This window comes from Polaromonas sp. (assembly GCF_030689685.1).
Classification (GTDB): domain Bacteria; phylum Pseudomonadota; class Gammaproteobacteria; order Burkholderiales; family Burkholderiaceae_C; genus Polaromonas.
Window position 1 is genome coordinate 1 of the sequence record NZ_JAUYEY010000094.1, and the last position, 22,953, is coordinate 22,953.

Here is a 22,953-nt window from a genome sequence, read left to right on the forward strand (position 1 = left end):
CCAGCGCGCGCAGCGTCACGTGCCAAGCTCGATCACAACGCTGCGCCTGCTGCTGAGCGTCGCACTCGCAAGCGCCCTGGGTCATTGCCCGCATTGCCATTGGATAAGTCCGAGACTAAACTTATGACACAGTAAGATTAGGGAAGCGCTGAATAAGTCCTTGCGGAGGCGCGGCAGGGGACTTGTTCAGCGCTTCCTTAGGCCGTATCGAACTGAAGCAGGTTGTAAAGAACACCTGCGCGATCTCTGAACATGACGAAAACGTCCACTGGGCACCTCTGAGGCTCGGCATGCACCAATTCCCCGCCCGCCTTAACGATTTTGCGCATGAACGCCTGGATGTCTTCCGTTTGAAATGACAGAACAGTTGCCGGCGAAGCGGGCTGCGAGCCTGTTTCGATCTGTTGGAGAATCAAGGTCGTCGAACCAGTATTGAGCTGAACGATACAAGGCCCATATGTTGCCTTCACCTCGTATCCCAGACCCTGCGTATAGAAGCGGACAGCTTCTTCGAAATCAGAAACAGAAATAGTTTGTACGCACACGGGTAGCATGTCAGTCTCTCCATCTCCTCGCACAGTTGATTCTGCGGCCTGACGAACTATAGAAAAAGTCGTTTTTCGATGGTCCTGGACCATGCATCTACACCAGTGATGCAGTCGGCTCGGGGGTTGGGACTCATCCGCTGAGTTTGCCCGAATTGGCAGTCTTCCGGCAAGCCTACAGCCTGGTTATTGGCCCCTATGGAGCCCAGCGAGACACTTGCCCTCCCATACCCCGGCGCATATCGGTGCACACGCTGCGCCACAGTTTCTCAACACAATCGGCCTTCAGCCCTTGCACGAAAAGCGCTGCCAGCTATCAAATAAGTAGCAAATAGTACGAAGCTAAAGCAACCCAGCCCCCGGCAGAAACGTCGGCGGCGGCTCCGGCAGCTCCGGCGCCTCAGGGCCAGTGGGCTCTGCCACCACTGGCGGCGCAGGCTCCGCCTTCTCCACCGGCAGGCGCAAGTCATCAAGGTAGTCGCGCGCAATGTTGACCGTGCTTTTGACGCCCAGCGCGTCAAAGCGTTTGACCAGCCACTCCTTGCCGCACACCACGCCCAGGTCGCGCAGCGAATGAATCAGGCTTTTGTCAGTGGACGACTTGGTGCGTGAGGTGAATTTTTCAAGCGCTTCGCCGCCGTCGATGCGGTGCATCAGCACGTCCTTGTAGTGCGCGGCGTCGAGCTTGCCTTCGGCCAGCAGGCGTTTGACAAAATCGATGGCGCGCATCTCGGCGATCAGGGCTGCGTTGAAGGTGATCTCGGTCACGCGGTCCATGATCTCGCCGGGCTTGGTTGGCAGCGCGTCGCGCTGGATAGGGTTGATCTGGACCAACACGATGTCGCGGCTGTCGCAGTGGTAGATCAACGGGTGGATCGCCGGGTTGCCCGAATAACCGCCATCCCAGTAGGCCTCGCCGTCGATTTCGACCGCCTGGAACACCATGGGCAGGCAGGCTGAGGCCATCACCGCGCTGGCGGTCAGCCGCTTGCCCGAAAACACTTCGGCCTTGCCGCTGATGACGCGCGTGGCCACCACAAAGACCTTGGGTATTGCAGGATGCTGTGCCACCGCAAGCCGCTCAAAGTCCACCTGTTTTTCCAGAAAGTCCTTCAGCGGGTTGATGTCGAAGGGGTTGCGCTGGTAAGGCGACAACGCGTTGGACCAGTACTGCGTCATCGCATCGGTCCAGAGCTTGGTCGCCCAGTTTTTACTGCCCATCTGGCCAAACAAAATGCCAAAAGGCGCACGCTGCATCTGCGACAGAGACGAAGAAAGCGCGCCCATGTCCACGATGCCGTTCCAGAAACTGTCCAGCGCCTGGCGCGCCGCATCCTGTCGGTCGGCCCGCGGCTTGCCTTGCGCGTGCGCAAAGCCGTGCGCCAGCGCCACCGCATTCATGGCGCCTGCACTGGTGCCGCTGATGCCTTCGAAGTCGATGCGCCCGTCGTCCAGCAGGGCATCAAGCACGCCCCAGGTGAAGGCGCCGTGCGAGCCACCACCCTGCAGCGCCAGGTTGATGCACGGGGCGACGTGTTCTGAGGGGGTAGCGGGGTCCGGAACAGCAGGCAGGTCCATGCATCGAGCTTAGCAAGAATCGGACGCGCACTAAAATTGGCCCTGCACCGCGCGCCAACCACACCACCATGAACTACCTCACGGCTTACCCCGAAACCCTCCAGAGCCAGGTGCGGGAGATGGTCGCAACGGACCGCTTGGGCGCCTTGCTGCAGAAAAAATATTCGCAGCTTCACGGCATACGCACCGACAGGGCGCTGTACGACTATGTGATGGACCTGAAAAACAGCTTTTTGCGCAATGCCGAACCGCTGAGCAAAGTGGCTTTCGACAGCAAGCTGCATGTGATCGCCCACGCGCTGGGCACCCACACCACGATCTCACGGGTGCAGGGCAACAAGCTCAAATCAAAACGCGAGATCCGCGTGGCCAGCCTGTTCCGGGAAGTGCCGCTGGAGTTTCTGCGCATGATCACGGTGCACGAGCTCGCCCACATCAAGGAAAAGGCGCACGACAAGGCCTTCTACCAACTCTGCACTTACATGGAGCCGCAGTACCACCAGTTCGAACTGGACCTGCGGCTGTACCTGACGCATGTGGATGCGGGCGGCGCCACGCCGTGGTCAACGAGCAGACTTGAACCCGTTTGACCGAGCCTCTCAATGGCTGTGCAGCTTTTCCTGCAACCATACCTTGATCAGCGACTGGTAAGGTACATCGCGGGCGTTTGCTGCGGTTTTGATGGAGTCCAGCAAGTGCTGGGGGAGTCGCAGCGATATCGTCTTCGTCGTAGGCTTCAAATTCGGCAAGGTGACCTTGCGAGCTTTTGTCCAATCAAGGTGTTCGGCCGAGTCATGTTTGGGGTCGTGTGACTCCCAAAAGGCACGCTCTTGCACTTCGTTGGAGAACTTCGGGATGGTTTTATTCGCCGGCTTGTTCATAGATGGCTCGCTCCTTTCGGTGCATGTCTCTGGCTGAGATAACCCGGATCAATACCTCGGACTGGCGCAAGGTGAACGTAATGTGCACCGCCCGGCCCTCATTGGTTTTGCCCAAAGCATAAAACCGGGGTTCCCGCTGGCTATGAGAAACATCCTCTAAAAACAGCAACGGCGTATTGAAGAAAACTTGCTCTGCTTTTGCAGTGGATACACCGTGTTTTTCATTTTTTCGGGCATTGCCTTCATCCCAGTCGAATCCGGTAATCTTATTCAGGTTAATCATTTTTGTACATGATCATCATATACTTTTTTGATCAAATAGAGCCGGCGCGGGTCAACTTCAGGGAATCAGCCCCATCGCGTGCATATAGGCCGGGTGCACCATCAGTTCGTCCCAGGCAGGCCCTGATGAGGTTGGCAGCAGGTCCAATCGACGCAGCTCGCTGGACTCCAGCGCTTCCCACCGGCCCTTGAGCTGGGCTTCTGCCATGCCATTGAGCAATTCATCCACCGCTTCGCCGCCATCGACCGACTGGTTGCACAGCAGCACCATGTCGCAGCCGGCGTTCAGCGCGGCCACCGCTGCTTCGGTGTAGCTGACCTGCTTGCCGTCGAGCAGGCGGGCACCGGCCATGCTGAGGTCGTCGCTGAAAATCGCGCCGCCAAAGCCGAGCTGGCCACGCAGGATGTAGGTCAGCCACTTCTCCGAGAAACCGGCCGGACGTGTATCCACCTTGGGGTAGATCACGTGCGCCGGCATCACGCTGGTCAGCGTGGTGTTCAGCCATTCGTAGGGCGCGGCGTCGTCCGCCAAAATGGCTTTCAGGCTGCGTTTGTCCACCGGAATGTCGGTGTGCGAGTCGGCTTTGACAAAACCGTGGCCGGGGAAATGTTTGCCGCAATTGGCCATGCCGCTTTGCAGCAGCCCGTGCATCAGGCTTTTGGCCAGCAGCGCCACAACACGCGGGTCGCGGGCGAAAGCACGGTCGCCGATGACGCTGCTCTCACCAAAATCAAGATCCAGCACCGGCGTGAAGCTGAAATCCACGCCGCAGGCGCGCAGCTCGGCGCCCAGCACGTAGCCGCAGGCGGTGGCGGCGTTGGTCGCGGCCATCGCGTCCTTGAGCCACAACTCGCCCAGCGCGCGCATGGGCGGCAGGTGCGTGAAGCCGTCGGTGCGGAAGCGCTGTACCCGGCCGCCTTCGTGGTCCACGCAGATCAGCAAATCCTGGCGCAGCTTCTTGATCTGGCTGCACAGAGCGCTGAGTTGCGCGCGGTTTTCCCAGTTGCGGGCAAACAGGATGATGCCGCCGGTCAGCGGGTGCTTCAGGCGCTGTTTGTCGGTCTTGCTCAGGCTCAGGCCGGCGATGTCGATGATCAGAGGGGCGTGTTGGCTCATGAAGGGGGCTTTAGTTTACTATGAATTTAATAGCTGCTTGCACACAACCGGATTGGGTTACAGCGGGTTTTTCTCTACAAGCACAAAGCTGGCGGCGTAATCGGTTTCGTCGGTCACGCTGACATGGGCGCTCAGGCCTTTGGCTTCGAACCATTCCTTGAGCGCGCCGTGCAGAACAATTTCGGGCTTGCCGCTGGCAGCCTTGGCGATTTCACAGTTGCGCCAGGTCATGGGCATACGCATGCCCAGGCCAATGGCCTTGCTGAAGGCCTCTTTGGCGGAAAAACGCGTGGCCAGGTAACGCAGGCCGCGCTCGGGCCAGCGCGCGCTGCGCGCCTTCCAGGTGGCGAGTTCGGCGTCGCTGAGAATTTTTTGCGCGAAACGCACGCCATGGCGCTCGAAGCTGGCGCGCACGCGGCGCACGTCGCAAATATCAGTACCTATGCCGTAAATCATGAGAATGTGGCCCCCACGGTCGCGCACTGCGTGTCGCTCCCTGCCCCCCGAGGGGGCCGCTGCGCCTGCGGGCCGGCGAAGCCGGACCCGCGGCCCCTGCTGATAAAGAGATGGTGCTGTTGCGGGACGGTCATGAAGGCGAGAACCCATCGTCGATACAGCGCAGGTAAGCAGCGACGGTCGCGCTGTAGCCGAGCTCCAGCGCGTCGGCGATCAGCGCGTGGCCTATCGACATCTCCAGCACACCAGGCACCGCCTGCAGGAACTCGGCGAGGTTGTCGCGGTTCAGGTCGTGGCCGGCGTTCACTCCCAAATTGATAGCTGCTGCCGCCCGTCCAGCATGGGTAAACTGGCTCAAGACCTTGTTTTTATCGGGCGTGCCCCAGGCCCGGGCGTAAGTCTCGGTGTACAGCTCCACCCGGTCCGCGCCGACCTCTTTGGCGGCGGCCATGGCCTCGGGCAGCGGGTCCATGAACAGGCTGACACGCACGCCGCGCTGGCGTACTTCGTCGATCAGCGGCTTCAGGCGCGCAGCGTCATCAGGAAAGCTCCAGCCGTGGTCGCTGGTGAACTGGCTTTCGCCGTCGGGCACAAAGGTGCACTGGTGCAGCGGCAGGCCGCGCGCCGACAGATTGCGCACAAACTCCATCAGGTTTTGCAGCGGGTTGCCCTCGATATTGAACTCACGGTCCGGCCAGTCCTTCATCAGCGCGGCCAATTCGTAGACATCGTCCTCGCGGATGTGGCGCTCGTCGGGGCGCGGATGCACGGTGATGCCTTGCGCACCCGCCTGCAGGCACAACTCGGCGGCGCGCAGCACGTCGGGAATGCCGAGGTGGCGCGTGTTGCGCAGCAGCGCCACCTTGTTGATGTTGACCGACAGGGCGGTCCGGTGGCGCGGGGCGGGGGCATGTACGGAGGTCATGAAACTTACCTTGATAACGCAGGCTAGAAAGCCTGCAGATCGATCATCATCTGCCGGGTTTTGAGAACCTTCACATCGCAATGGTAGTGCAGCAACGCGCGCAGTTGGGTCTTGAGCTGCGGCAGGTGTTCCATGCAGGCCCGCACCGTGTGGGTAAACGGCGCGTCGTCGGCCAGCGAGGCCTGCAGTTCCAGCCACTGCCCGCCGCGCAGGCTGGCGCGGTCGTCGTCGTGCGCCTCGCGCAGGCCGGATTCGGCAACCAGCACATACGGCGTCATCAGTTCCAGCGGTGCCAGCGTCGCGGTCTGGGCGTCCAGCGTCGGCAGCAGCCCGATGTCGCGCAACAGCCGCAGCTCGAAGGCGCGCAAGGCCACCTGCAAGGTGTCGGCGCTCTGGCTGGCCAGCAGTTGCACCGTGGCGGCGTAGGCATCGAACAGCACCGGGTGCGGGTCATCGCGCGCCAGCAGGCGCATCAGCAGCTCATTGACGTAATAACCGGAGAGCAGCGCGTCGCCCGTCGGCATCACGTGGCCACCCTGCCATTCGGCGCTGCGCAGCATGCGGATCTCGGCGTCGCCACCAAAGGCCACATGCAGCGGCTGCAGCGGCAGCAGGATGGGCCGGAAGTTGGAGCTCGGCTTCTTGGCCCCGCGCGCCACCAGCGCAATCCGGCCGTAGCTGCGGCTGAACACCTCCAGGATCAGGCTGGACTCGCTCCAGTCGTAGCGGTGCAGGACGTAGGCAGGCTCGTCAGAAATACGCTTGGTGGCCACGTGCTCAACTCAGGCCAGCGCCACGCACGGAACCAAGAAACCAAGCAGGGCCGCGGGTCTGGCTTTGCCGGCCCGCAGGCGCAGCGGCCCCCTTTTTCCGTGCAAGGGGCAGCGCATCGCCGAAGGCACGCGAAGCGACAAGCGTGGGGGCTCTACTCATACCCGAAGGTTTTCACCCTCGCTTCATCGTCGGCCCAGCCCGAGCGCACCTTGACCCAGATCTCCAGGAACACCTTGCCACCGGTCAGCGCTTCCATCTCGTGGCGCGCCTCGGTGCCTATGCGTTTGAGCTTTTCGCCCTTCTCGCCGATGATCATGCCCTTGTGCCCGTCGCGCTCGACTACGATGGTGGCGGCGATGCGGCGCAACTCGCCTTCCTGCTCGAACTTGTCGATGATCACGGTCGAGGTGTAGGGCAGCTCGTCACCGGTCAGGCGAAACAGCTTTTCGCGGACGATCTCTGCCGCCATGAAGCGCTCGCTGCGGTCGGTCAGCTCATCGGCGCCATACATCCAGGGCTGGGGCGGCAGGTATTTTTCGCAGATACCGAACAGGCGGTCTACGTCTTTTGCATTGTTGGCGGACATGGGCACAAACTCGGCGAAGTTGTGGCGATCCTGCATTTCCTTGAGCCAGGGCGCGATCTCGGCGCGCCGGCGGATCAGGTCAAACTTGTTGGCCAGCAGGATGGCCGGGGTGCCGGCCGGCAGCAGCGACAGCACCTTGGCATCCGCCTGGTTGAACTGGCCTGCCTCGACCACAAACACGATCAGGTCCACGTCGTTGACGGCGCCGACCACCGTCTTGTTCAAGGAGCGGTTCAGCGCGTTGCCGTGCCGCGTCTGGAAGCCGGGGGTATCGACAAACACAAACTGCGTGGGACCGACCGTACGCATGCCGGTGATGCGGTGGCGCGTGGTCTGGGCCTTGCGCGAGGTGATGCTGATTTTCTGCCCGACCAGCGCGTTGAGCAGGGTCGATTTGCCGACATTGGGTTTGCCGACGATGGCAATCAGGCCGCAGCGCTGGCCTTCGGCCGGCGGCGCATTGTTGGCCTGCGAGGTCATGGCCCGGGCCAGCATGGCCTCGAGGTCTGCGTCCTGCGCGGGCAGGTCTGCGCCCAGCGCCTCGGCCGGAAGAGTGGCGGCTGGCGTCGCCGGGCGTGCGGAGATTTTGGAGGTTTTTTTGCCTGGGGTCATGTCGGGTGCCTGTTGGCGGCTGCATTTGCAAGCGCCGGGGTTCTTCAGTCGAGCGTCTTCACGTAGGCCAGCATGGCGGCCGCAGCCGCTTGCTCACCAGCGCGGCGCGAGCCGCCGATGCCGCGTTCGGCCCGTCCGTATTCGCTGATCTCGCATTCCACATCGAAGGTCTGCTTGTGGGCCGCGCCCAGGGTGCCGACCACGCGGTAGATCGGCAGATTCATTTTGCGGCCTTGCAGCCATTCCTGCAACTCGGTCTTGGGGTCCTTGCCGATGGCCTGCATGTGGGGGTTGATCTCCACCGCGCTGAACAAGCTGCGCACCAGTTGCGAGGCCTTGTCGAAACCTGCGTCCAGATAGACCGCGCCAATCACCGCCTCCAGCGCATCGGCCAGGATGGAGGGGCGCTTGCGCCCGCCCGACTTGGCTTCGCCCTCACCTAGGCGCAGCAGAGCCGGCAGGCCGAGCTGGACAGCCAGTTGGTGCAGGGTGTCTTGCTTGACGAGGTTGGCGCGCACACGGGACAAATCGCCTTCGGGCAACTCGCTGAGCCGCTCATACAGCAAGCCCGCAACCGCGAGATTGAGCACGGAATCGCCGAGAAATTCGACGCGCTCGTTGTGGTCCGCCGAAAAACTGCGGTGAGTCAGGGCCTGCTGCAACAGGCGGGGACTGGAAAACTCATGCTCCAGGCGCTTTTGCAGCGCCTGGAGATCGGGGCTCAACGAGGCATTGGCACGCACTTACTTGGATCGGCCTGCGTACTTGATCAGCAGAAAAGCCGGTCCTGCGATAGGGATTTCCTTGTTGTAGGCAAAGCTGACAACGGTTTTGTCGCCTTCCTTGCTGACTTCGAGGTCTTTTCCTGTGATGGACTTGATGTCATCAATCTGAGCGGCCTTGTCAAAAATAGTCCGGACTTCCGCGACGGAAGCGCCGTCCTTGGCCTTGGTTGCCGCCTTGGTAATGGCCTGGAACTCAACCACCGTGGGGAAAGCCTGGGCAGCAATCACACCGGCAAAAGCCAGCACGCCGACCACAAACAGGACCCCAATGAAGGAAATGCCACGTTGCCGATTGTTCATGTGTTTCTCCACTCCAGTGTTGCCAATTTTTGTCCCATGACCTGATTGACCTGTGTGTTGCAGCACGGCAACCCGCACGCGCTCAGTCAATTTTTCCAATCCGCTTGAGGCTACCAAAATTCATCCAGACAAAAAAGGCCTTGCCGACGATGTTCTTTTCAGGGACAAACCCCCAATAGCGCGAGTCCAGCGAATTGTCGCGGTTGTCGCCCATCATGAAGTACTGTCCCTCGGGCACCTTGCAAACCACACCTTCGCTACTGTAACGGCAATTCTGCCGATAAGGGAAGTCGTCCGCGCCAGCAATGAAGGCGGGCCGGTCCAGGTCATTGAGCAGGCGGTAGCTCTTGCCAGCACTGGTTTCCTGGAACTGCTTGGCGTAACGCAACGCGTCTTCATCAAAAAAATCAGCCAGCGCCACTTTGGACAAAGGCTTGCCGTTGACGGTGAGCGTCTTGTTCAGGTAAGCCACCTCGTCGCCCGGCAGGCCCACCACCCGTTTGATGTAGTCCAGGCTGGGTTTGGGCGGGTAGCGAAATACCATCACATCACCGCGCTGGGGGCTGTTGTTGTCCAGTACCTTGGTGTTGATCACTGGCAGACGCACGCCGTAATGAAATTTGTTGACCAGGATCAGGTCGCCAACCAGCAGCGTAGGGATCATGGAGCCAGACGGAATTTTGAACGGCTCGAACAAAAATGAGCGCAGCAAAAACACCACCACGATGACCGGAAACAGGCCGGCCGTCCAGTCCAGCCACCAAGGCTGCATGAGTAGCCGGGCCTGTGCTTCACCCGTGTTGTTGTCGACCTGGTTGATGCCCTGGGTGGCAAGTTCTGCGCGGCGCTGTGCGGCTTGCGCCTCCAGGCTGGCGGCGGCCCTGCGACGTTGCGGCCAGAAATAAAATTTCTCTGCCAGCCAGTACAGGCCGGTGACCACGGTAGCCAGAAACAGCAACAGGGAAAAATTGCCCTCCACCATGCCGAAATACCATGCGCCGCCATAGCCGACAAACACAGCCAGCACCAGCGCGGTCAGTGAACTCATAAAACCCAGCATTATTCTTCTACCTGCAAGATGGCCAGGAAGGCCTCTTGGGGCACTTCAACCGAACCGATTTGTTTCATGCGTTTTTTGCCCGCTTTTTGTTTGTCGAGCAGCTTGCGTTTGCGGGAAACGTCGCCGCCGTAACACTTGGCAATCACGTTCTTGCGCAGCGCCTTGATTGTCTCACGCGCAATGATGTTGGCCCCGATGGCAGCCTGGATCGCCACATCGAACTGCTGGCGCGAGATGATCTCACGCATCTTGCCCACCACCGCCCGGCCGCGGTAAGCTGACTGGCTGCGATGAACAATGATGGACAGTGCATCAACCTTCTCGCCGTTGAGCAGGATGTCCACCTTGACCACGTCGGATGCCCGGAACTCCTTGAACGCATAGTCCATGGAGGCATAGCCGCGCGAAACCGACTTTAGCTTGTCGAAAAAGTCGAGCACGATCTCGCCCAGTGGCATTTCATAGGTCAGCATGACCTGCTTGCCGTGGTAGGCCATGTTGAGCTGCACGCCGCGTTTGAGGTTGGCCAGCGTCATGACCGCGCCTACGTAATCCTGCGGCATGTACAGGTGCACGGTCACGATCGGCTCGCGGATCTCGTTGACCTTGCCGGCATCGGGAATCTTCGAGGGGTTCTCGACCATGATGACCGTGCCGTCGGCCTGCAGCACCTCGTACACCACACTGGGCGCGGTGGTGATCAGGTCCTGGTCAAACTCCCGTTCGAGCCGCTGCTGGACAATTTCCATGTGCAGCAGGCCCAGAAAGCCGCAGCGAAAGCCGAAGCCCAGCGCCTGGCTGACTTCCGGCTCGTAATGCAGGGACGCATCGTTGAGCTTGAGTTTTTCCAGCGCGTCGCGCAGCGATTCGTACTCGCTGGCTTCGGTCGGGTACAGGCCGGCAAACACCTGCGGCTGGATTTCCTTGAAGCCCGGCAAGGCCTGGGTGGCCGTGGCTGCCGCGCCGCCAGTACCGGTCTTGATCAGGGTGACGGTGTCACCGACGCGGGCCGCCTGCAACTCCTTGATGCCGGCAATGATGAAGCCAACCTCGCCGGCTTCCAGCGCTTCACGCGCTTCGGTATGCGGGGTAAAAACCCCCAGCTGATCGGCGTTGTAGGTGGCTTCGCTGGCCATCAGCTTGATGCGCTCGCCTTTGGCCAGTCGGCCATCGACCACGCGCACCAGCATAACCACACCCACATAAGCGTCGTACCAGCTGTCCACAATCATTGCGCGCAGCGGCCCGGCCGGGTTGCCACGCGGCGCGGGCATGCGGGCAATCACGGCTTCCAGAATCTCGTCAATGCCCATGCCGGTTTTTGCACTGCAGGGAATCGCGTCGGTCGCGTCGATGCCGATCACATCTTCGATTTCCTGCTTGGCGTTCTCAGGATCTGCATTCGGCAAATCCATCTTGTTGAGCACCGGCACCACCGTCACGCCAAGCTCAAGCGCGGTGTAGCAATTGGCGACGGTCTGCGCCTCCACGCCCTGGCTTGCATCGACAACGAGCAACGCGCCTTCACACGCCGACAATGAGCGACTCACTTCATAAGAGAAATCCACATGGCCGGGCGTATCGATCAGGTTGAGGTTGTAAACGTGACCGTCAAGTGCCTTGTATTTGAGCGCGGCGGTCTGTGCCTTGATGGTTATCCCACGTTCCTTCTCTAGATCCATAGAGTCGAGCACTTGCGCGCTCATCTCGCGATCCTGCAAACCACCACAGCGCTGGATGATGCGATCAGCAAGTGTGGATTTGCCGTGGTCAATGTGCGCAATGATCGAAAAGTTTCTGATGTGATTCATCAAAGGGAGCGCCTAAGTGCTTGAAAGTATTGCGAAGAGCGCGATGCGCGTTCGCGAAAGACATAAAAAAGGGCGCGTCACTGATGACGCGCCCTGAACCAACAATCTATGGCAACTGCGATAGCTGGAATCTTCATTGTAGGCAAAAAGCTGGCGACGCATAGCTTCGAAATTGCCAAATTTTTCTCGTTGCGAGGCAGCAACATGAAACTTATGCACAACTTATTCACAATTTTAACTGGGAGGCTCTGGACAACTTGTGGGTGATCTGTGGATCAGCGGTGAATGGAGTTAATTCATGCCAGAACGGGAATTTTTTGAGGGCCGATATAGTTGAATCGACCCGAACTAGGAACCCATTCTACCAAAATCAGTCCTTAGACGAATTTAAATGTTAGTGAATACCAACATTTATTTGATTTCGGGATCAGAAAAATATTTTTTCTTGGGCAAAAAACTTCAGCTCAAACCCCACCCTCGGCAAGGTATGAGGTGCAAAAAAAAGAGCGTCAGTGATATCGCTGCACCGGGCGCCTATCGCGCTGGACGAATCAAGGCGTATTGGGTCCACTCGCTGCGCCTGAACAGCACATTGACAGGTTTGCCCTTGTCAATCTTGGCGAGGGCTGCTTCGAAGTCTTTCAGGCCACTGATTTCAGTATTGGCGATGGCAAGGATCACGTCACCTTCGCGCAAGCCGGCGCGGGCGGAAGCGCCTTCACTGGTATCTACCTTGACGCCGCCTTTGAGCTTGAGCTCTTTCTTCAGCGCGTCGGGCAACTCGCTGACCATCAAGCCCATGGCTTGCGCAGGGCCAGCCACTGGCGGTTTGGCCTCAGGCGCCTGCGCCTTGCGTAAAGGTTTTTCCGCCTCGACCTCGCCGATGATCACACTCATGTCCCGTGTTGTTCCACGCCTGAAAACAGTCACAGTCGATTTGGTGCCCGGCTTCACATTGCCAACCAGCCGCGGTAGATCGGTGGCTTTCTCGATCACCCTGCCTTCGAACCTGGTGATGATGTCGCCCGCCTCAATGCCGGCCTTCTCTGCCGGCGAGGCCGCCTCAACGCCACGCACCAGCGCGCCCTGCGCCTTGCCCAGGCCTATGGATTCGGCGACATCTTTGCTGACCTGATCGATCTGCACACCGATGCGCCCACGCGTCACCCTTCCGGTGCTGCGTAGCTGGTCGGCCACGCGGCTTGCTTCATCAATTGGGATGGCAAACGAGATACCCTGAAAACCGCCTGAGCGGGAATAGATCTGGCTGTTGATGCCGACCACCTCCCCGCGCATGTTGATCAGCGGGCCACCCGAGTTGCCGGGGTTGATGGCGACATCGGTCTGAATAAAAGGCAGGTAGTCACCAGTGTCTCGCTGCTTGGCACTGACAATACCGGCGGTCACGGTGTTTTCCAGACCAAAAGGCGAACCAATGGCCATTACCCATTCGCCAACCTTCAGGCGGCTGATGTCGCCGATTTTCACGGCGGGCAAACCGGTCGCCTCGATCTTGACCACCGCGACATCGGTGCGTTTGTCGCTTCCGATGATCTTGGCCTTGAACTCGCGCTTGTCGGTAAGGGTCACCAGCACCTCATCGGCGCCTTCAACGACGTGCGCATTGGTCATAACCAACCCGTCCGAGGTCAGGATAAAGCCCGAACCGACACCGCGCGGTTGATCTTCGTCGGGCTGCGAGCGGTCAGGGCGCGGCGCGCGCGGCATGTTCGGCGGCACCGGAATGCCAAAGCGCTTAAAGAATTCAAGCATCTGCTCGTCAGCGCTACCAGCAGCGCCCGCTTTGACTTTTTCCAGCGTACGGATGTTGACGACAGAAGGGCCGACCGCCTCTACCAGGTCGGTGAAGTCGGGCAGACCGCGCACTTGCGCCATCACTGGTTGGACGGGCACCAAGCTCAGGGTGGCGCTCAGCACCAATGCACCGGCGGTCACATAGGCACGGCATTGTTTCCAATTCAATTTATGCATCATCAGCCTTTGAGAAATTGTCAGAGCAGCAAAACACGGGGCCCGGAGTCTCTCGTCACCAGGCAGGAAATCGATAAAAAGAAATGAGGTGCTATTTCTTGCGTTCAAGACCGTCGGCAAATAAACCCAGCGTGGCCATTGGAGCTTCGCCCATCACGGTCAGCCAGTAGGCCTCCACCCGCCGGGTCAGGGACTGGGTCGCGCCCAGGGACATCCGGGACTCCTTGGTATGGCGCTGGCCGTCAAATGGTTCGACAAAAATCGAGACCGACGCCAGCCCATCCGAAAAAACCCATTGCATGGGCGCTTCACCGCCCTGTGCTCCGCGCGGGCGCTTGTGACAGCTCATGGGCTTAAAACCGGCAACTGGTTTTTTAAGCGCCCAGCCCTCCGCGCTGGCGGTGGTTTTGACCAAACCAGGCCGCTCGACCTTGTAGCCGTCAACCTTGTTCATCATTTGCGCGAGTTTTTCAATCTTGACGGGCGCATCGAACTGCAATTCTGAAAATGCGGCCTGCTCCAGCACCTTGCCATCGGTGTCCAGGGTCTGCAGTTTGACGACCAACCCCTTCTTTTGTTCGGCCCAGACGCGGTAGCCAAAACGCATGGCGTCTTTGGGAACAAGCGCGATCACATCGGCATCCACCCCCGCGACCCGCTCACGGCCTTCCTGCCGGGCCTGGTAAAAATCGCCAATTTGGCTGCCGGTGGACTTGAGCAAGGCAGGGAAAAGGCCTAGCGATTCGCGTTTTTCTGCGCGTATCAGCTTTTGCTCTGGCATGAAAGTCACAACCTGGTCGTTGTGACGGAAGGTCGAGCGCGGCGGGCCAGTCAGGGCTTCCACCCGCTCCATTTGCTGCGTTCCGTCGCAGACATGCCAAATTTTGGCGCTGGACAAGGCGTCGCCAGAGGACACAACGAAGGTGCCCACATAGGAGCGGTTTCTGGACGCCTCGTGCATCCGTATCAACCATTCGTTAATGTCTTTGGCCTCCCCCGCCTGCACCGGGGCGACCGGCGTCGGTGTCTGCGCTGCTACGTAATGAGGAGCAGACAACGCACAACCCATCAGGGTTAGAAGGCGAAAAAGCTTGAAATTCATGGCTTAAAGCGAATCAGGGGCGGTAGTTCAATTTGCAGACGCCCTAGCGCCGCTCGCCCTGGGAAGAGTCAAACGTGGCATTTCGCAGAAAACCCGATGGCATTTGCAAGGCAGAGAGGCCCCCAAACTGCTTGTGTTCCGCCAGCAGCTCCTGCAGCCTGGCATCACGCACCACAGGGCCCTGCGCAGACATCACCAGCACCTGCTGAGGAGGCGCCTCCGAACGAGCCAGTTGTGGCGCAGCAGACGGCGACAACAAACCGGAACCCGCATTCCAGGCCACCGCAACCACAGCGGCCAGGGAAGCAAAACCAGCGACAAGCTTCCAGGTAAAACGAGCATCGTTGGCGGCCTGACGCTCAGGCACTGTCACCGCAGAGCCCGGTGTCAACACGGTCGTATCGGGGACGGCAGTCAACACCGGCTCCTGCGCCAGGCGTGCGCGCAGACGCATCACAAACGCAGCATCCGAAGCCTGCGGCACCAAGCCGGGCGAACGCAACACGTCGCCGATCAGGTGGTAAGCACTCCAGTTCGCCCGTGCCTGCTCGTCGGCTTCACAGAGCGCCAATGCAGAGACCAGGTCCTCGCCTGCCAGCTGGCCGTCGGCCAGAGCGGAAATCAGTTCACGGTTTTGCGTTGTCGATGTCATGGTGTTCGTGGGCAACTTGTCTGTGCCGATTTAATAATTTGCTCTGATTTCCAATACAGGTCGTTGTTATCAACACCTGTGGCGTCATGGTCCGTTTTCTACCAACGCTTGCCCGACTGGTTCTCCAGCAAGGGTTTGATCTTGTCAGAGATCGCTTCCCTGGCCCTGAAAATCCGGGACCGCACAGTTCCGATAGGGCAATTCATCGCCTCCGCGATCTCTTCATAGCTCAGGCCTTCTATTTCCCGGAGGCTGATGGCCTGGCGCAACTCCTCGGGCAAGGCGTCCATGGCCGCATTGACCATCTGGGCAATTTCCTTGCTGGCGAGCACGGCTTCTGGGGTTTCTGAACTTGTTAGTTCGTTTTCCAGCGGGGAAGTTTCATCGTCGTCGTCGGATTTGAACGAATTTTCCGAGACCGTGGGATTGCGCTTGAGGTCCATCAAGGCCTTTTTGGCGGTGTTGACGGCAATCCGGTAAAGCCAGGTGTAGAACTGCGCCTCCCCGCGAAACTGGGCCAGCGCGCGGTAAGCGCGGATAAAGGTTTCCTGGGCGATGTCTTCCACCAGGTCGACATCACGCACCATGCGACCGATCAAGCGCTGAATGCGGCGCTGGTATTTGATGACCAGCAGTTCAAACGCCTTCTGGTCACCCGCCACCGTGCGCTCGACCAGCAGGGCGTCGCTGTCGCTGGCCGTCGCTGGTTCGGAAGAAGGAATATCGGCGCTCATGGATAAGGACGTGGCGGATCGGTTTCGACAGGAAGGTCCGCTGCGGCAACAGGGGTTGGCAGATCAGGAGGCAAGGCAACTGGCCATGCCTTGCGCCGCGAATATACCGCACGGCGCAAATCCAGCCAGCGCTCAGGCAGGCCCGCGCGGTGGGCCCACAGCCACAAGGTGGCGTTGTCATGGTTGTCCAGCCGGAGCAGCAGGGTGCGCTGCAGATCAAGCGCCACCGACAAGGCCAGTACTGGCATTCCGGATGGGTAGCCCTGGCTTTCCCAGCGCCAGACCTGCCCGTCCCAGTGCAACTGGCCAACCGGTGCATTGCGCCATCCCAGCCATGCAGCCAGGCCAGCCGCCGCCACTGCAGCCATCGAGATGCCGAGCCGCCAGTCGAAGCCGGGGGCTGCCAGCCACCAGCCGGCGGTCACCAGCAGCCCGGTCAGCCAGAGGCCGGCCAAGGCCACGCCCTGAAAATGCGAACGCCCCAGCGGGTAGGCAACCGGCGGGGCGTTATGCATGGACGGGACGGGAAGTGATGGCGCTGAATGCTGAAGGTGTGAGGAAAAAGGGCATCAAACCCGCTTGAACACCAGCGTGCCATTGGTGCCGCCAAAACCGAAATTGTTTTTGACAGCAACGTCGATCTTCGCGTCACGCGCGGTGTTGGCGCAATAGTCCAGGTCGCACTCGGGGTCCTGGTTGAAGATGTTGATGGTGGGCGGAATTTTCTGGTGGTGCAGCGCCAGCACGGTGAATACCGACTCGATGCCGCCAGCGCCGCCGAGCAGGTGCCCGGTCATGGACTTGGTCGAGCTGACCACCAGCTTTTTGGCATGGTCCCCAAACGCCGCTTTGATGGCGTTGGTTTCATTGAGGTCACCCAGCGGCGTGGACGTGCCATGCGCGTTCAGGTAGTCAACCGCGTCGACGTTGATGCCGGCATTTTTCAGGGCCATGACCATGGAGCGGCGCGGGCCGTCCACATCCGGCGCCGTCATGTGATACGCGTCGGCACTCATGCCGAAGCCGGTGAGTTCGGCATAAATCTTCGCGCCGCGCGCCTTCGCGTGTTCATACTCTTCCAGCACGACCACACCGCTGCCCTCACCGAGCACAAAACCATCGCGGTCCCTGTCCCAGGGACGGGACGCGGTTTTGGGGTCATCGTTGCGGGTGGACAAGGCGCGTGCCGCAGCAAACCCGCCTATGCCCAACGGCGACACCGTCGCCTCGGCCCCGCCAGCCACCATCACGTCGCAGTCACCGTATTCGATCATCCGCGCCGACAGGCCAATCGCATGCAGGCCCGTGGTGCACGCCGTCACAACGCCGATGTTGGGGCCTTTGAATCCAAACTTGATGGACACGTGGCCGGAGATCATGTTGATGATGGACGCGGGCACAAAAAACGGCGAAATGCGGCGCGGGCCGCGATTTGTCAGCTCTGCGTGCGTCTGCTCGATCATCGGCAGGCCGCCAATGCCAGAGCCGATGTTGCAACCGATGCGGGTCGCCTCTTCGGCGCCCAGCGCATCACCCGTGGGTAAGCCGCTGTCGGCCACCGCCTGGCAGGCTGCAGCGAGTCCGAGGTGAATAAAGCGGTCCATGTGCCGCGCTTCTTTTTCAGGGATGTAATCCGTGATGTTGAAGCCCTTGACCTCGCCCGCAAACCGGCAGGCGAGATTGCTGGCGTCAAACTGCGTGATCAGATCAATGCCCGGCTTGCCAGCCAGCAGGTTGGCCCAGGAATCGGCCACAGTGATACCCACCGGGCTGACACACCCCAGACCTGTCACAACAACGCGACGACGGCTCATGCGCAAATCCTGAAGAAATTCCCGAAAAGCCGGAGGCGGCTTCTCAGGCGTGCTGAAAAAAGACCGGGGTAAGAACCGGGGCCTTTAGGCTTTTTGATGGGTGTTCGCGTAGTCGATCGCGTTCTGGACAGTGGTGATCTTCTCAGCGTCTTCGTCGGGAATCTCAATGCCAAATTCATCTTCCAGAGCCATCACCAGTTCGACAGTGTCAAGCGAGTCGGCGCCCAGATCGGCCACAAAGGCTTTTTCGTTGGTGACCTGACCTTCTTCCACGCCAAGTTGCTCGGCAATGATTTTCTTAACACGTGATTCGATATCGCTCATAAGTCCCTCTGAGGGTTGTAAATTAATCCGTGATTTTAGCGTTGTTAGGGGTGATTCCCCAACCCGCCAGCCGGACGGATAAAACCCGGCTTGTACTCCAGCACCTGCCAGCGGCCCTGCGTCACCCATTATTCATGATCCTGATGACGACGGTCCTGCCGGCTGCTGCCGGACGAGTCTCACATATACATTCCGCCGTTGACGTGTATTTCCTGCCCGGTGATGTAGCCGGCCTGCGGGCTGGCGACAAAAGCCACCGCATGCGCGATGTCCTGCGGCTTGCCCAGGTGGCCCAGCGGAATTTGTCCCAGCAGGGCTTTTTGCTGCTCCTCCGGCAAGCCGGCTGTCATGTCGGTTTCAATGAAGCCTGGCGCCACGCAGTTGACGGTGATGTTGCGGCTGCCGAGCTCGCGCGCCAGCGCGCGGGTCATGCCGGCTACGCCGGCCTTGGCGGCCGCGTAGTTGGCCTGGCCGGCATTACCGGAAGCGCCCACCACCGAGGTGATGCTGATGATGCGGCCATAACGCTGCTTCATCATGGTACGCATCACGGCACGACTCATGCGGAACACCGCCTTCAGGTTGGTGTCCAGCACCACATCCCAGTCCTCGTCCTTCAGGCGCATGGCCAGCATGTCGCGCGTGATGCCTGCATTGTTGACCAGCACCTGCAGACCGCCATGCTCTTTGATGATCGCGTCGATCAGCGCTTGGGCTGCTGCCGCGTCATTCACATTGAGGTTTTTGCCGGCACATCCGGGAAACGCCGCCAGCGCCTGGCCAATCTTCGCCGCGCCATCGTCGGTGGTGGCCGTGCCTATGACCTTCATTCCCTGGTGCGCGAGTTCCAGCGCTATCGCTGCGCCAATCCCGCGAGAGGCGCCAGTGACCAGCGCCACCTGACCTTCAAATTTGATATCAGACATAACTCCCCCCACGTTTGCGGCTACGCCGCTGCACTGCCCCCAAGAGGACCCTCACGGCTTGGGACGGCCCGGCGCCGTTCATGCCAGTGCCTCCTTGACTTGTTTCAGGCTGTCCGGATCAAACAGGGCCGCGCCCGTCATCTCCGCATCGATACGTTGAACCATGCCGGCCAGCACCTTGCCGGGCCCGCATTCGACCACGGAGGTGATGCCGCGCGCCTTGATGGCCAACACACATTCAACCCAGCGCACCGGGCCAAAGGCCTGGGCGTACAACGCAGCGCGAATGCGCTCGACATTGGTCTCGACGGCGACCTCGATGTTGTTGATGACCGGGATCAACGGCGCAGCAAAAGCGGTCGCAGCCAGCTTTTCGCGCAGCTTGTCCGCTGCGGGTTTCATCAGGCGGGAGTGAAATGGCGCCGACACCGGCAGCGGCAAGGCGCGTTTGGCGCCATTGGCCTTGAGCACTTCACAGGCCTTTTCAACTGCGGCCTTGCTGCCCGCAATCACGGTCTGCATCGGATCGTTGAAATTGACGGCTTCCACCACCTCGGCGGTGCCCGGTCCAAAGGTGCGCAGCGCTTCGGCACAACCTTCGATGACCCGGGACGCTTCCATGCCGAGGATGGCAGCCATCGCGCCCACACCCACCGGCACCGCATCCTGCATGGCCTGCGCGCGAAAGCGCACCAGCGGCGCAGCCTGCGCCAGGCTCAGCACGCCTGAAGCAATCAACGCGGAATATTCGCCGAGCGAGTGGCCGGCCACCACCGCCGGCGCGACGCCAGTCTCGGCCATCCAGGCCCGGTAGGCGGCCACCCCGGCCACCAGCATCACCGGCTGGGTGTTGGTGGTCAGACCCAGCGCTTCCTTCGGGCCTTCCTTGATCAGCTTGCCGAGGTCTTCGCCCAGCGCATCCGAGGCTTCACGCAGGGTTTCGCGCACGGCGGGGTGTTCGCCCCAGGCGTCCAGCATGCCCACCGCCTGCGACCCCTGTCCCGGAAAAACAAATGCGAAAGATTTCATGAAATTTGTAGTCAAAAAAGCCGCCAGCCCATATCGGGCCGGCATGACCAGCTATAGATTCAGGAGCACCGCGCCCCAGGTGAAGCCGCCACCCACACCTTCGAGCATCAGGGTGTCGCCCTTTTTGATCTTGCCACTGCGCACCGCAACGTCGAGCGCCAGCGGAATCGAGGCCGCCGAGGTGTTGCCATGCTGGTCCACCGTGACGATCAGCTTGTCCAAAGGCATCTTCAGCTTTTTCGCGGTGCTGTGCATGATACGGATGTTGGCCTGGTGCGGGATCAGCCAGTCAATGTCGCTGTCCTGCAAGCCGGCCTTGGTCAGGGTGGCACGTGCCGCCTCTTCCAGCACACCGACTGCCAGCTTGAACACCGCCTGGCCGTCCATCTTGAGCAGGGGATCGCCCAGCACCTTGCCGCCAGCGACCGTTCCGGGCACACACAGGATGCCGACGTATTTGCCATCGGCATGCAGATCGGTCGCCAGGATGCCGGGCATGTCGGAGGCTTCCAGCACCACCGCGCCGGCGCCGTCGCCAAACAGCACGCAGGTGGTTCGGTCCGAAAAATCGAGAATGCGCGAGAACACCTCGGCGCCTATCACCAGCGCCTTGGTCGCTGAACCGGTCTTGATCATGGCGTCGGCCACGGTCAGCGCATACACAAAACCGCTGCAAACCGCCTGCACGTCGAAGGCCGGGCAGCCGGCGATGCCGAGCTTGTTCTGCAAAATACAGGCGACCGACGGAAACACCATGTCGGGTGTCGAAGTGGCCACAATGATCAGGTCGATGTCTTTGGCCTCCAGGCCTGCGGCCTGCAAGGCATTTTTTGCCGCCTCCAGGCCCAGATCGCTGCTGCAGACCTCAGGCGCCGCGAAATGGCGAGCCCGGATGCCGGTGCGCTCGACAATCCAGTCATCCGAGGTTTCTATGCCTTTGGCCGCCAGCTCGGCCGCCAGATCGGCATTGCTCAAACGGCGCGGCGGCAGGTAGCTGCCGGTGCCAGTGATACGTGAATAAGGGCTCATGAATTAATTTAATGCGCTGGCGCTGGATCGGCCTGCGCAACAGGCGCCTCGGCCCCTGTTGCGTCCGTCGGCCCCAGTGCGGCTTTGGCCAGCAGGGGGGCGGCATGGGCAATGCGTTCCTGCACCCGCTCCAGCAAGTTGTTTCGAGCTGCATCATAAGCGCGATTCAGGGCCCGCTCAAAAGCAAAGGCGTCTGCAGAGCCATGGCTCTTGAATACCAGTCCGCGCAGACCCAGCAAGGCCGCACCGTTGTAACGCCGGTGATCTACGCGGTTTTTAAACGCAGATAGGACTGGATAAGCAACGATAGCGGCTACTTTGGTGAAAATATTTTTTGAAAACTCGGCCTTGATGAATCCTCCAATCATGCTGGCCAGGCCTTCGCTAGCCTTCAGCGCCACATTACCGACAAAGCCGTCGCAAACAACAATATCCACGACGCCTTTGAAAATGTCATTGCCCTCGACATTGCCGTAAAAATTCAAATCACCACTTTTAGCAGCAGATCGGAGCAATTCACCGGCTTTTTTGATGACTTCGCTGCCTTTTATGGCTTCTTCACCAATATTGAGCAGACCAACCGTGGGGCTGGGTTTGTCGGCGATGGCTGAAACCAGAGCCGAACCCATCACGGCAAACTGAAACAAGTGGTCTTCGGTGCAATCGATGTTGGCGCCTAGATCCAGCACCGTGGTGGCGCCGCCGGCGGCATTGGGCAATTGTGTGGCAATCGCAGGGCGGTCAATGCCGTCCAGCGTCTTTAGCACATAACGCGCAATCGCCATCAGCGCGCCGGTGTTGCCGGCAGAAACAGCGGCTTGGGCGCTGCCATTTTTGACCTGGGTGATGGTCACCCGCATGGACGAGTCTTTTTTGCGGCGCAGGGCAACCTCGATTGGGTCGTCCATGGTGACCACCTCAGAGGCTGCCAAGATTTGGCAACGCGGATGAGACTGGATGCGGGGGAATTGCGCCTGGGTGGCAAGCACATCGGGCTGGCCCACCAGCACAATGCCGGCTTCGGGATGGCTGTCCAGAAAAGCGAGGCAGGCCGGCAGTGTGACGGACGGGCCGAAATCGCCGCCCATGGCATCGACAGCTAGCCTGATCATGGCAGGACCGGTGCAGTCAGGAAATGGGAGTTCAACAAAACAAAGGCCCGCAGGATGAGTGCGGGCCAGTCGTTAAAGCGCGGAATTACGCTTCGGATTTGGTTTTCAGCACCTTGCGGCCACGGTAGAAACCGGTGGGGCTGATGTGATGGCGCAGGTGGATCTCACCAGTGGTGGACTCGACAGCCAGACCTGGAACGGTCAGGGCATTGTGTGCACGGTGCATGCCGCGCTTGGAAGGTGATTTTTTGTTCTGCTGGACGGCCATGATCCGCTCCTGAGGGGGTATAGGGTTGGTAAATTGCGCTCTGGATCCATGTATGGGTCTTACGGGTCCCGGCGCGAAGCCTTTGATTATAGCGCGATACGGCCGGCCGTTCCAGCCCCAGTATTTTCCAATTCAGGTATGAGCCTGAAGGGTTCGCAATTTGGGTAATTTCGATGTGCGGGCTGACCAGGTTGAAAAGGGAAGTTTAAGGGCTTGCGGAATTTTTTAAATCAGGCCCCTGCCAGGCCGCCGGAGGCCC

Annotated in this window: 26 protein-coding genes; 1 reads left to right on the plus strand and 25 read right to left on the minus strand. The window is 60.1% G+C overall.

Going from position 1 to position 22,953, the window contains the following annotated elements:
- Positions 1-197: 197 nt before the first annotated feature.
- Both Q8O29_RS19350 and Q8O29_RS19355 read right to left on the minus strand, forming a co-directional pair.
- The gene (locus tag Q8O29_RS19350) at positions 198-554 is read right to left on the minus strand and encodes a VOC family protein (protein WP_305565813.1); all 357 of its coding nucleotides are present in this window, start codon (positions 552-554) and stop codon (positions 198-200) included.
- Between the two features lie 333 nt (positions 555-887).
- Positions 888-2,123 (minus strand): patatin-like phospholipase family protein, encoded by a 1,236-nt coding sequence (locus Q8O29_RS19355; RefSeq protein ID WP_305565814.1) that lies wholly within the window; start codon positions 2,121-2,123, stop codon positions 888-890.
- Between the two features lie 68 nt (positions 2,124-2,191).
- Between Q8O29_RS19355 and Q8O29_RS19360 the strand changes: the two genes are divergently transcribed.
- Complete coding sequence (locus Q8O29_RS19360) at positions 2,192-2,713, plus strand: YgjP-like metallopeptidase domain-containing protein (protein WP_305565816.1); 522 nt, start codon at positions 2,192-2,194, stop codon at positions 2,711-2,713.
- Positions 2,714-2,722: 9 nt separating this feature from the next.
- Here Q8O29_RS19360 and Q8O29_RS19365 read toward each other — a convergent pair whose 3' ends face one another.
- The 23 genes from Q8O29_RS19365 to rpmF all read right to left on the minus strand — a co-directional run bounded on the left by Q8O29_RS19365 (position 2,723) and on the right by rpmF (position 22,694).
- A complete protein-coding gene (locus Q8O29_RS19365) occupies positions 2,723-3,004 on the minus strand; it encodes a BrnA antitoxin family protein (protein ID WP_305565817.1) in 282 nt (93 codons plus the stop codon).
- Positions 2,985-3,287 (minus strand): BrnT family toxin, encoded by a 303-nt coding sequence (locus Q8O29_RS19370; RefSeq protein WP_305565818.1) that lies wholly within the window; start codon positions 3,285-3,287, stop codon positions 2,985-2,987. Before Q8O29_RS19370 ends, Q8O29_RS19365 begins: the two co-directional genes overlap by 20 nt.
- A 57-nt stretch (positions 3,288-3,344) precedes the next feature.
- Positions 3,345-4,403 carry a beta-N-acetylhexosaminidase gene (gene nagZ / locus Q8O29_RS19375; RefSeq protein WP_305565819.1) on the minus strand — a complete coding sequence of 353 codons (1,059 nt, stop codon included), beginning with the start codon at positions 4,401-4,403 and terminating at the stop codon, positions 3,345-3,347.
- 57 nt (positions 4,404-4,460) lie between these two features.
- Complete coding sequence (acpS, locus tag Q8O29_RS19380) at positions 4,461-4,859, minus strand: holo-ACP synthase (RefSeq protein ID WP_305565820.1); 399 nt, start codon at positions 4,857-4,859, stop codon at positions 4,461-4,463.
- 130 nt (positions 4,860-4,989) lie between these two features.
- Positions 4,990-5,784 carry a pyridoxine 5'-phosphate synthase gene (locus Q8O29_RS19385; RefSeq protein ID WP_305565822.1) on the minus strand — a complete coding sequence of 265 codons (795 nt, stop codon included), beginning with the start codon at positions 5,782-5,784 and terminating at the stop codon, positions 4,990-4,992.
- Positions 5,785-5,807: 23 nt separating this feature from the next.
- Complete coding sequence (gene recO, locus Q8O29_RS19390; protein ID WP_305565823.1) at positions 5,808-6,557, minus strand: DNA repair protein RecO; 750 nt, start codon at positions 6,555-6,557, stop codon at positions 5,808-5,810.
- Positions 6,558-6,709: 152 nt separating this feature from the next.
- Positions 6,710-7,639, minus strand: a complete 930-nt coding sequence (gene era, locus Q8O29_RS19395; RefSeq protein WP_305565845.1) for a GTPase Era — start codon at positions 7,637-7,639, stop codon at positions 6,710-6,712.
- A 161-nt stretch (positions 7,640-7,800) separates the two neighbouring features.
- Entirely contained in the window at positions 7,801-8,481 is a 681-nt protein-coding gene (gene rnc, locus Q8O29_RS19400; RefSeq protein ID WP_305565824.1) for a ribonuclease III, read from the minus strand.
- A gap of 18 nt (positions 8,482-8,499) precedes the next feature.
- Positions 8,500-8,841, minus strand: a complete 342-nt coding sequence (locus tag Q8O29_RS19405; protein WP_305565826.1) for a DUF4845 domain-containing protein — start codon at positions 8,839-8,841, stop codon at positions 8,500-8,502.
- 82 nt (positions 8,842-8,923) lie between these two features.
- Positions 8,924-9,889, minus strand: coding sequence for a signal peptidase I (lepB, locus tag Q8O29_RS19410; protein WP_305565827.1), 966 nt, complete (start codon positions 9,887-9,889; stop codon positions 8,924-8,926).
- A gap of 11 nt (positions 9,890-9,900) precedes the next feature.
- A complete protein-coding gene (lepA, locus tag Q8O29_RS19415) occupies positions 9,901-11,712 on the minus strand; it encodes a translation elongation factor 4 (protein WP_305565828.1) in 1,812 nt (603 codons plus the stop codon).
- A 534-nt stretch (positions 11,713-12,246) separates the two neighbouring features.
- Entirely contained in the window at positions 12,247-13,704 is a 1,458-nt protein-coding gene (locus tag Q8O29_RS19420; protein WP_305565847.1) for a DegQ family serine endoprotease, read from the minus strand.
- Between the two features lie 91 nt (positions 13,705-13,795).
- A complete protein-coding gene (locus Q8O29_RS19425; RefSeq protein ID WP_305565830.1) occupies positions 13,796-14,806 on the minus strand; it encodes a MucB/RseB C-terminal domain-containing protein in 1,011 nt (336 codons plus the stop codon).
- A gap of 43 nt (positions 14,807-14,849) precedes the next feature.
- Positions 14,850-15,458, minus strand: a complete 609-nt coding sequence (locus tag Q8O29_RS19430; RefSeq protein WP_305565831.1) for a sigma-E factor negative regulatory protein — start codon at positions 15,456-15,458, stop codon at positions 14,850-14,852.
- A gap of 98 nt (positions 15,459-15,556) precedes the next feature.
- A complete protein-coding gene (gene rpoE / locus Q8O29_RS19435) occupies positions 15,557-16,192 on the minus strand; it encodes an RNA polymerase sigma factor RpoE (RefSeq protein WP_305565833.1) in 636 nt (211 codons plus the stop codon).
- Complete coding sequence (locus tag Q8O29_RS19440) at positions 16,189-16,707, minus strand: hypothetical protein (protein WP_305565834.1); 519 nt, start codon at positions 16,705-16,707, stop codon at positions 16,189-16,191. Before Q8O29_RS19440 ends, rpoE begins: the two co-directional genes overlap by 4 nt.
- A gap of 54 nt (positions 16,708-16,761) precedes the next feature.
- The gene (gene fabF / locus Q8O29_RS19445; RefSeq protein WP_305565835.1) at positions 16,762-18,006 is read right to left on the minus strand and encodes a beta-ketoacyl-ACP synthase II; all 1,245 of its coding nucleotides are present in this window, start codon (positions 18,004-18,006) and stop codon (positions 16,762-16,764) included.
- A gap of 84 nt (positions 18,007-18,090) precedes the next feature.
- The gene (gene acpP / locus Q8O29_RS19450) at positions 18,091-18,330 is read right to left on the minus strand and encodes an acyl carrier protein (RefSeq protein WP_188705832.1); all 240 of its coding nucleotides are present in this window, start codon (positions 18,328-18,330) and stop codon (positions 18,091-18,093) included.
- Between the two features lie 179 nt (positions 18,331-18,509).
- A complete protein-coding gene (fabG, locus tag Q8O29_RS19455) occupies positions 18,510-19,256 on the minus strand; it encodes a 3-oxoacyl-ACP reductase FabG (RefSeq protein WP_305565838.1) in 747 nt (248 codons plus the stop codon).
- A gap of 78 nt (positions 19,257-19,334) precedes the next feature.
- Positions 19,335-20,285: an ACP S-malonyltransferase gene (gene fabD, locus Q8O29_RS19460; RefSeq protein WP_305565840.1), complete on the minus strand. Its 951-nt coding sequence runs from the start codon at positions 20,283-20,285 to the stop codon at positions 19,335-19,337.
- 51 nt (positions 20,286-20,336) lie between these two features.
- Complete coding sequence (locus tag Q8O29_RS19465) at positions 20,337-21,314, minus strand: beta-ketoacyl-ACP synthase III (RefSeq protein WP_305565841.1); 978 nt, start codon at positions 21,312-21,314, stop codon at positions 20,337-20,339.
- Positions 21,315-21,322: 8 nt separating this feature from the next.
- Positions 21,323-22,426: a phosphate acyltransferase PlsX gene (plsX, locus tag Q8O29_RS19470; protein WP_305565843.1), complete on the minus strand. Its 1,104-nt coding sequence runs from the start codon at positions 22,424-22,426 to the stop codon at positions 21,323-21,325.
- A gap of 85 nt (positions 22,427-22,511) precedes the next feature.
- Entirely contained in the window at positions 22,512-22,694 is a 183-nt protein-coding gene (gene rpmF, locus Q8O29_RS19475) for a 50S ribosomal protein L32 (RefSeq protein ID WP_188705822.1), read from the minus strand.
- Positions 22,695-22,953: the final 259 nt, after the last annotated feature.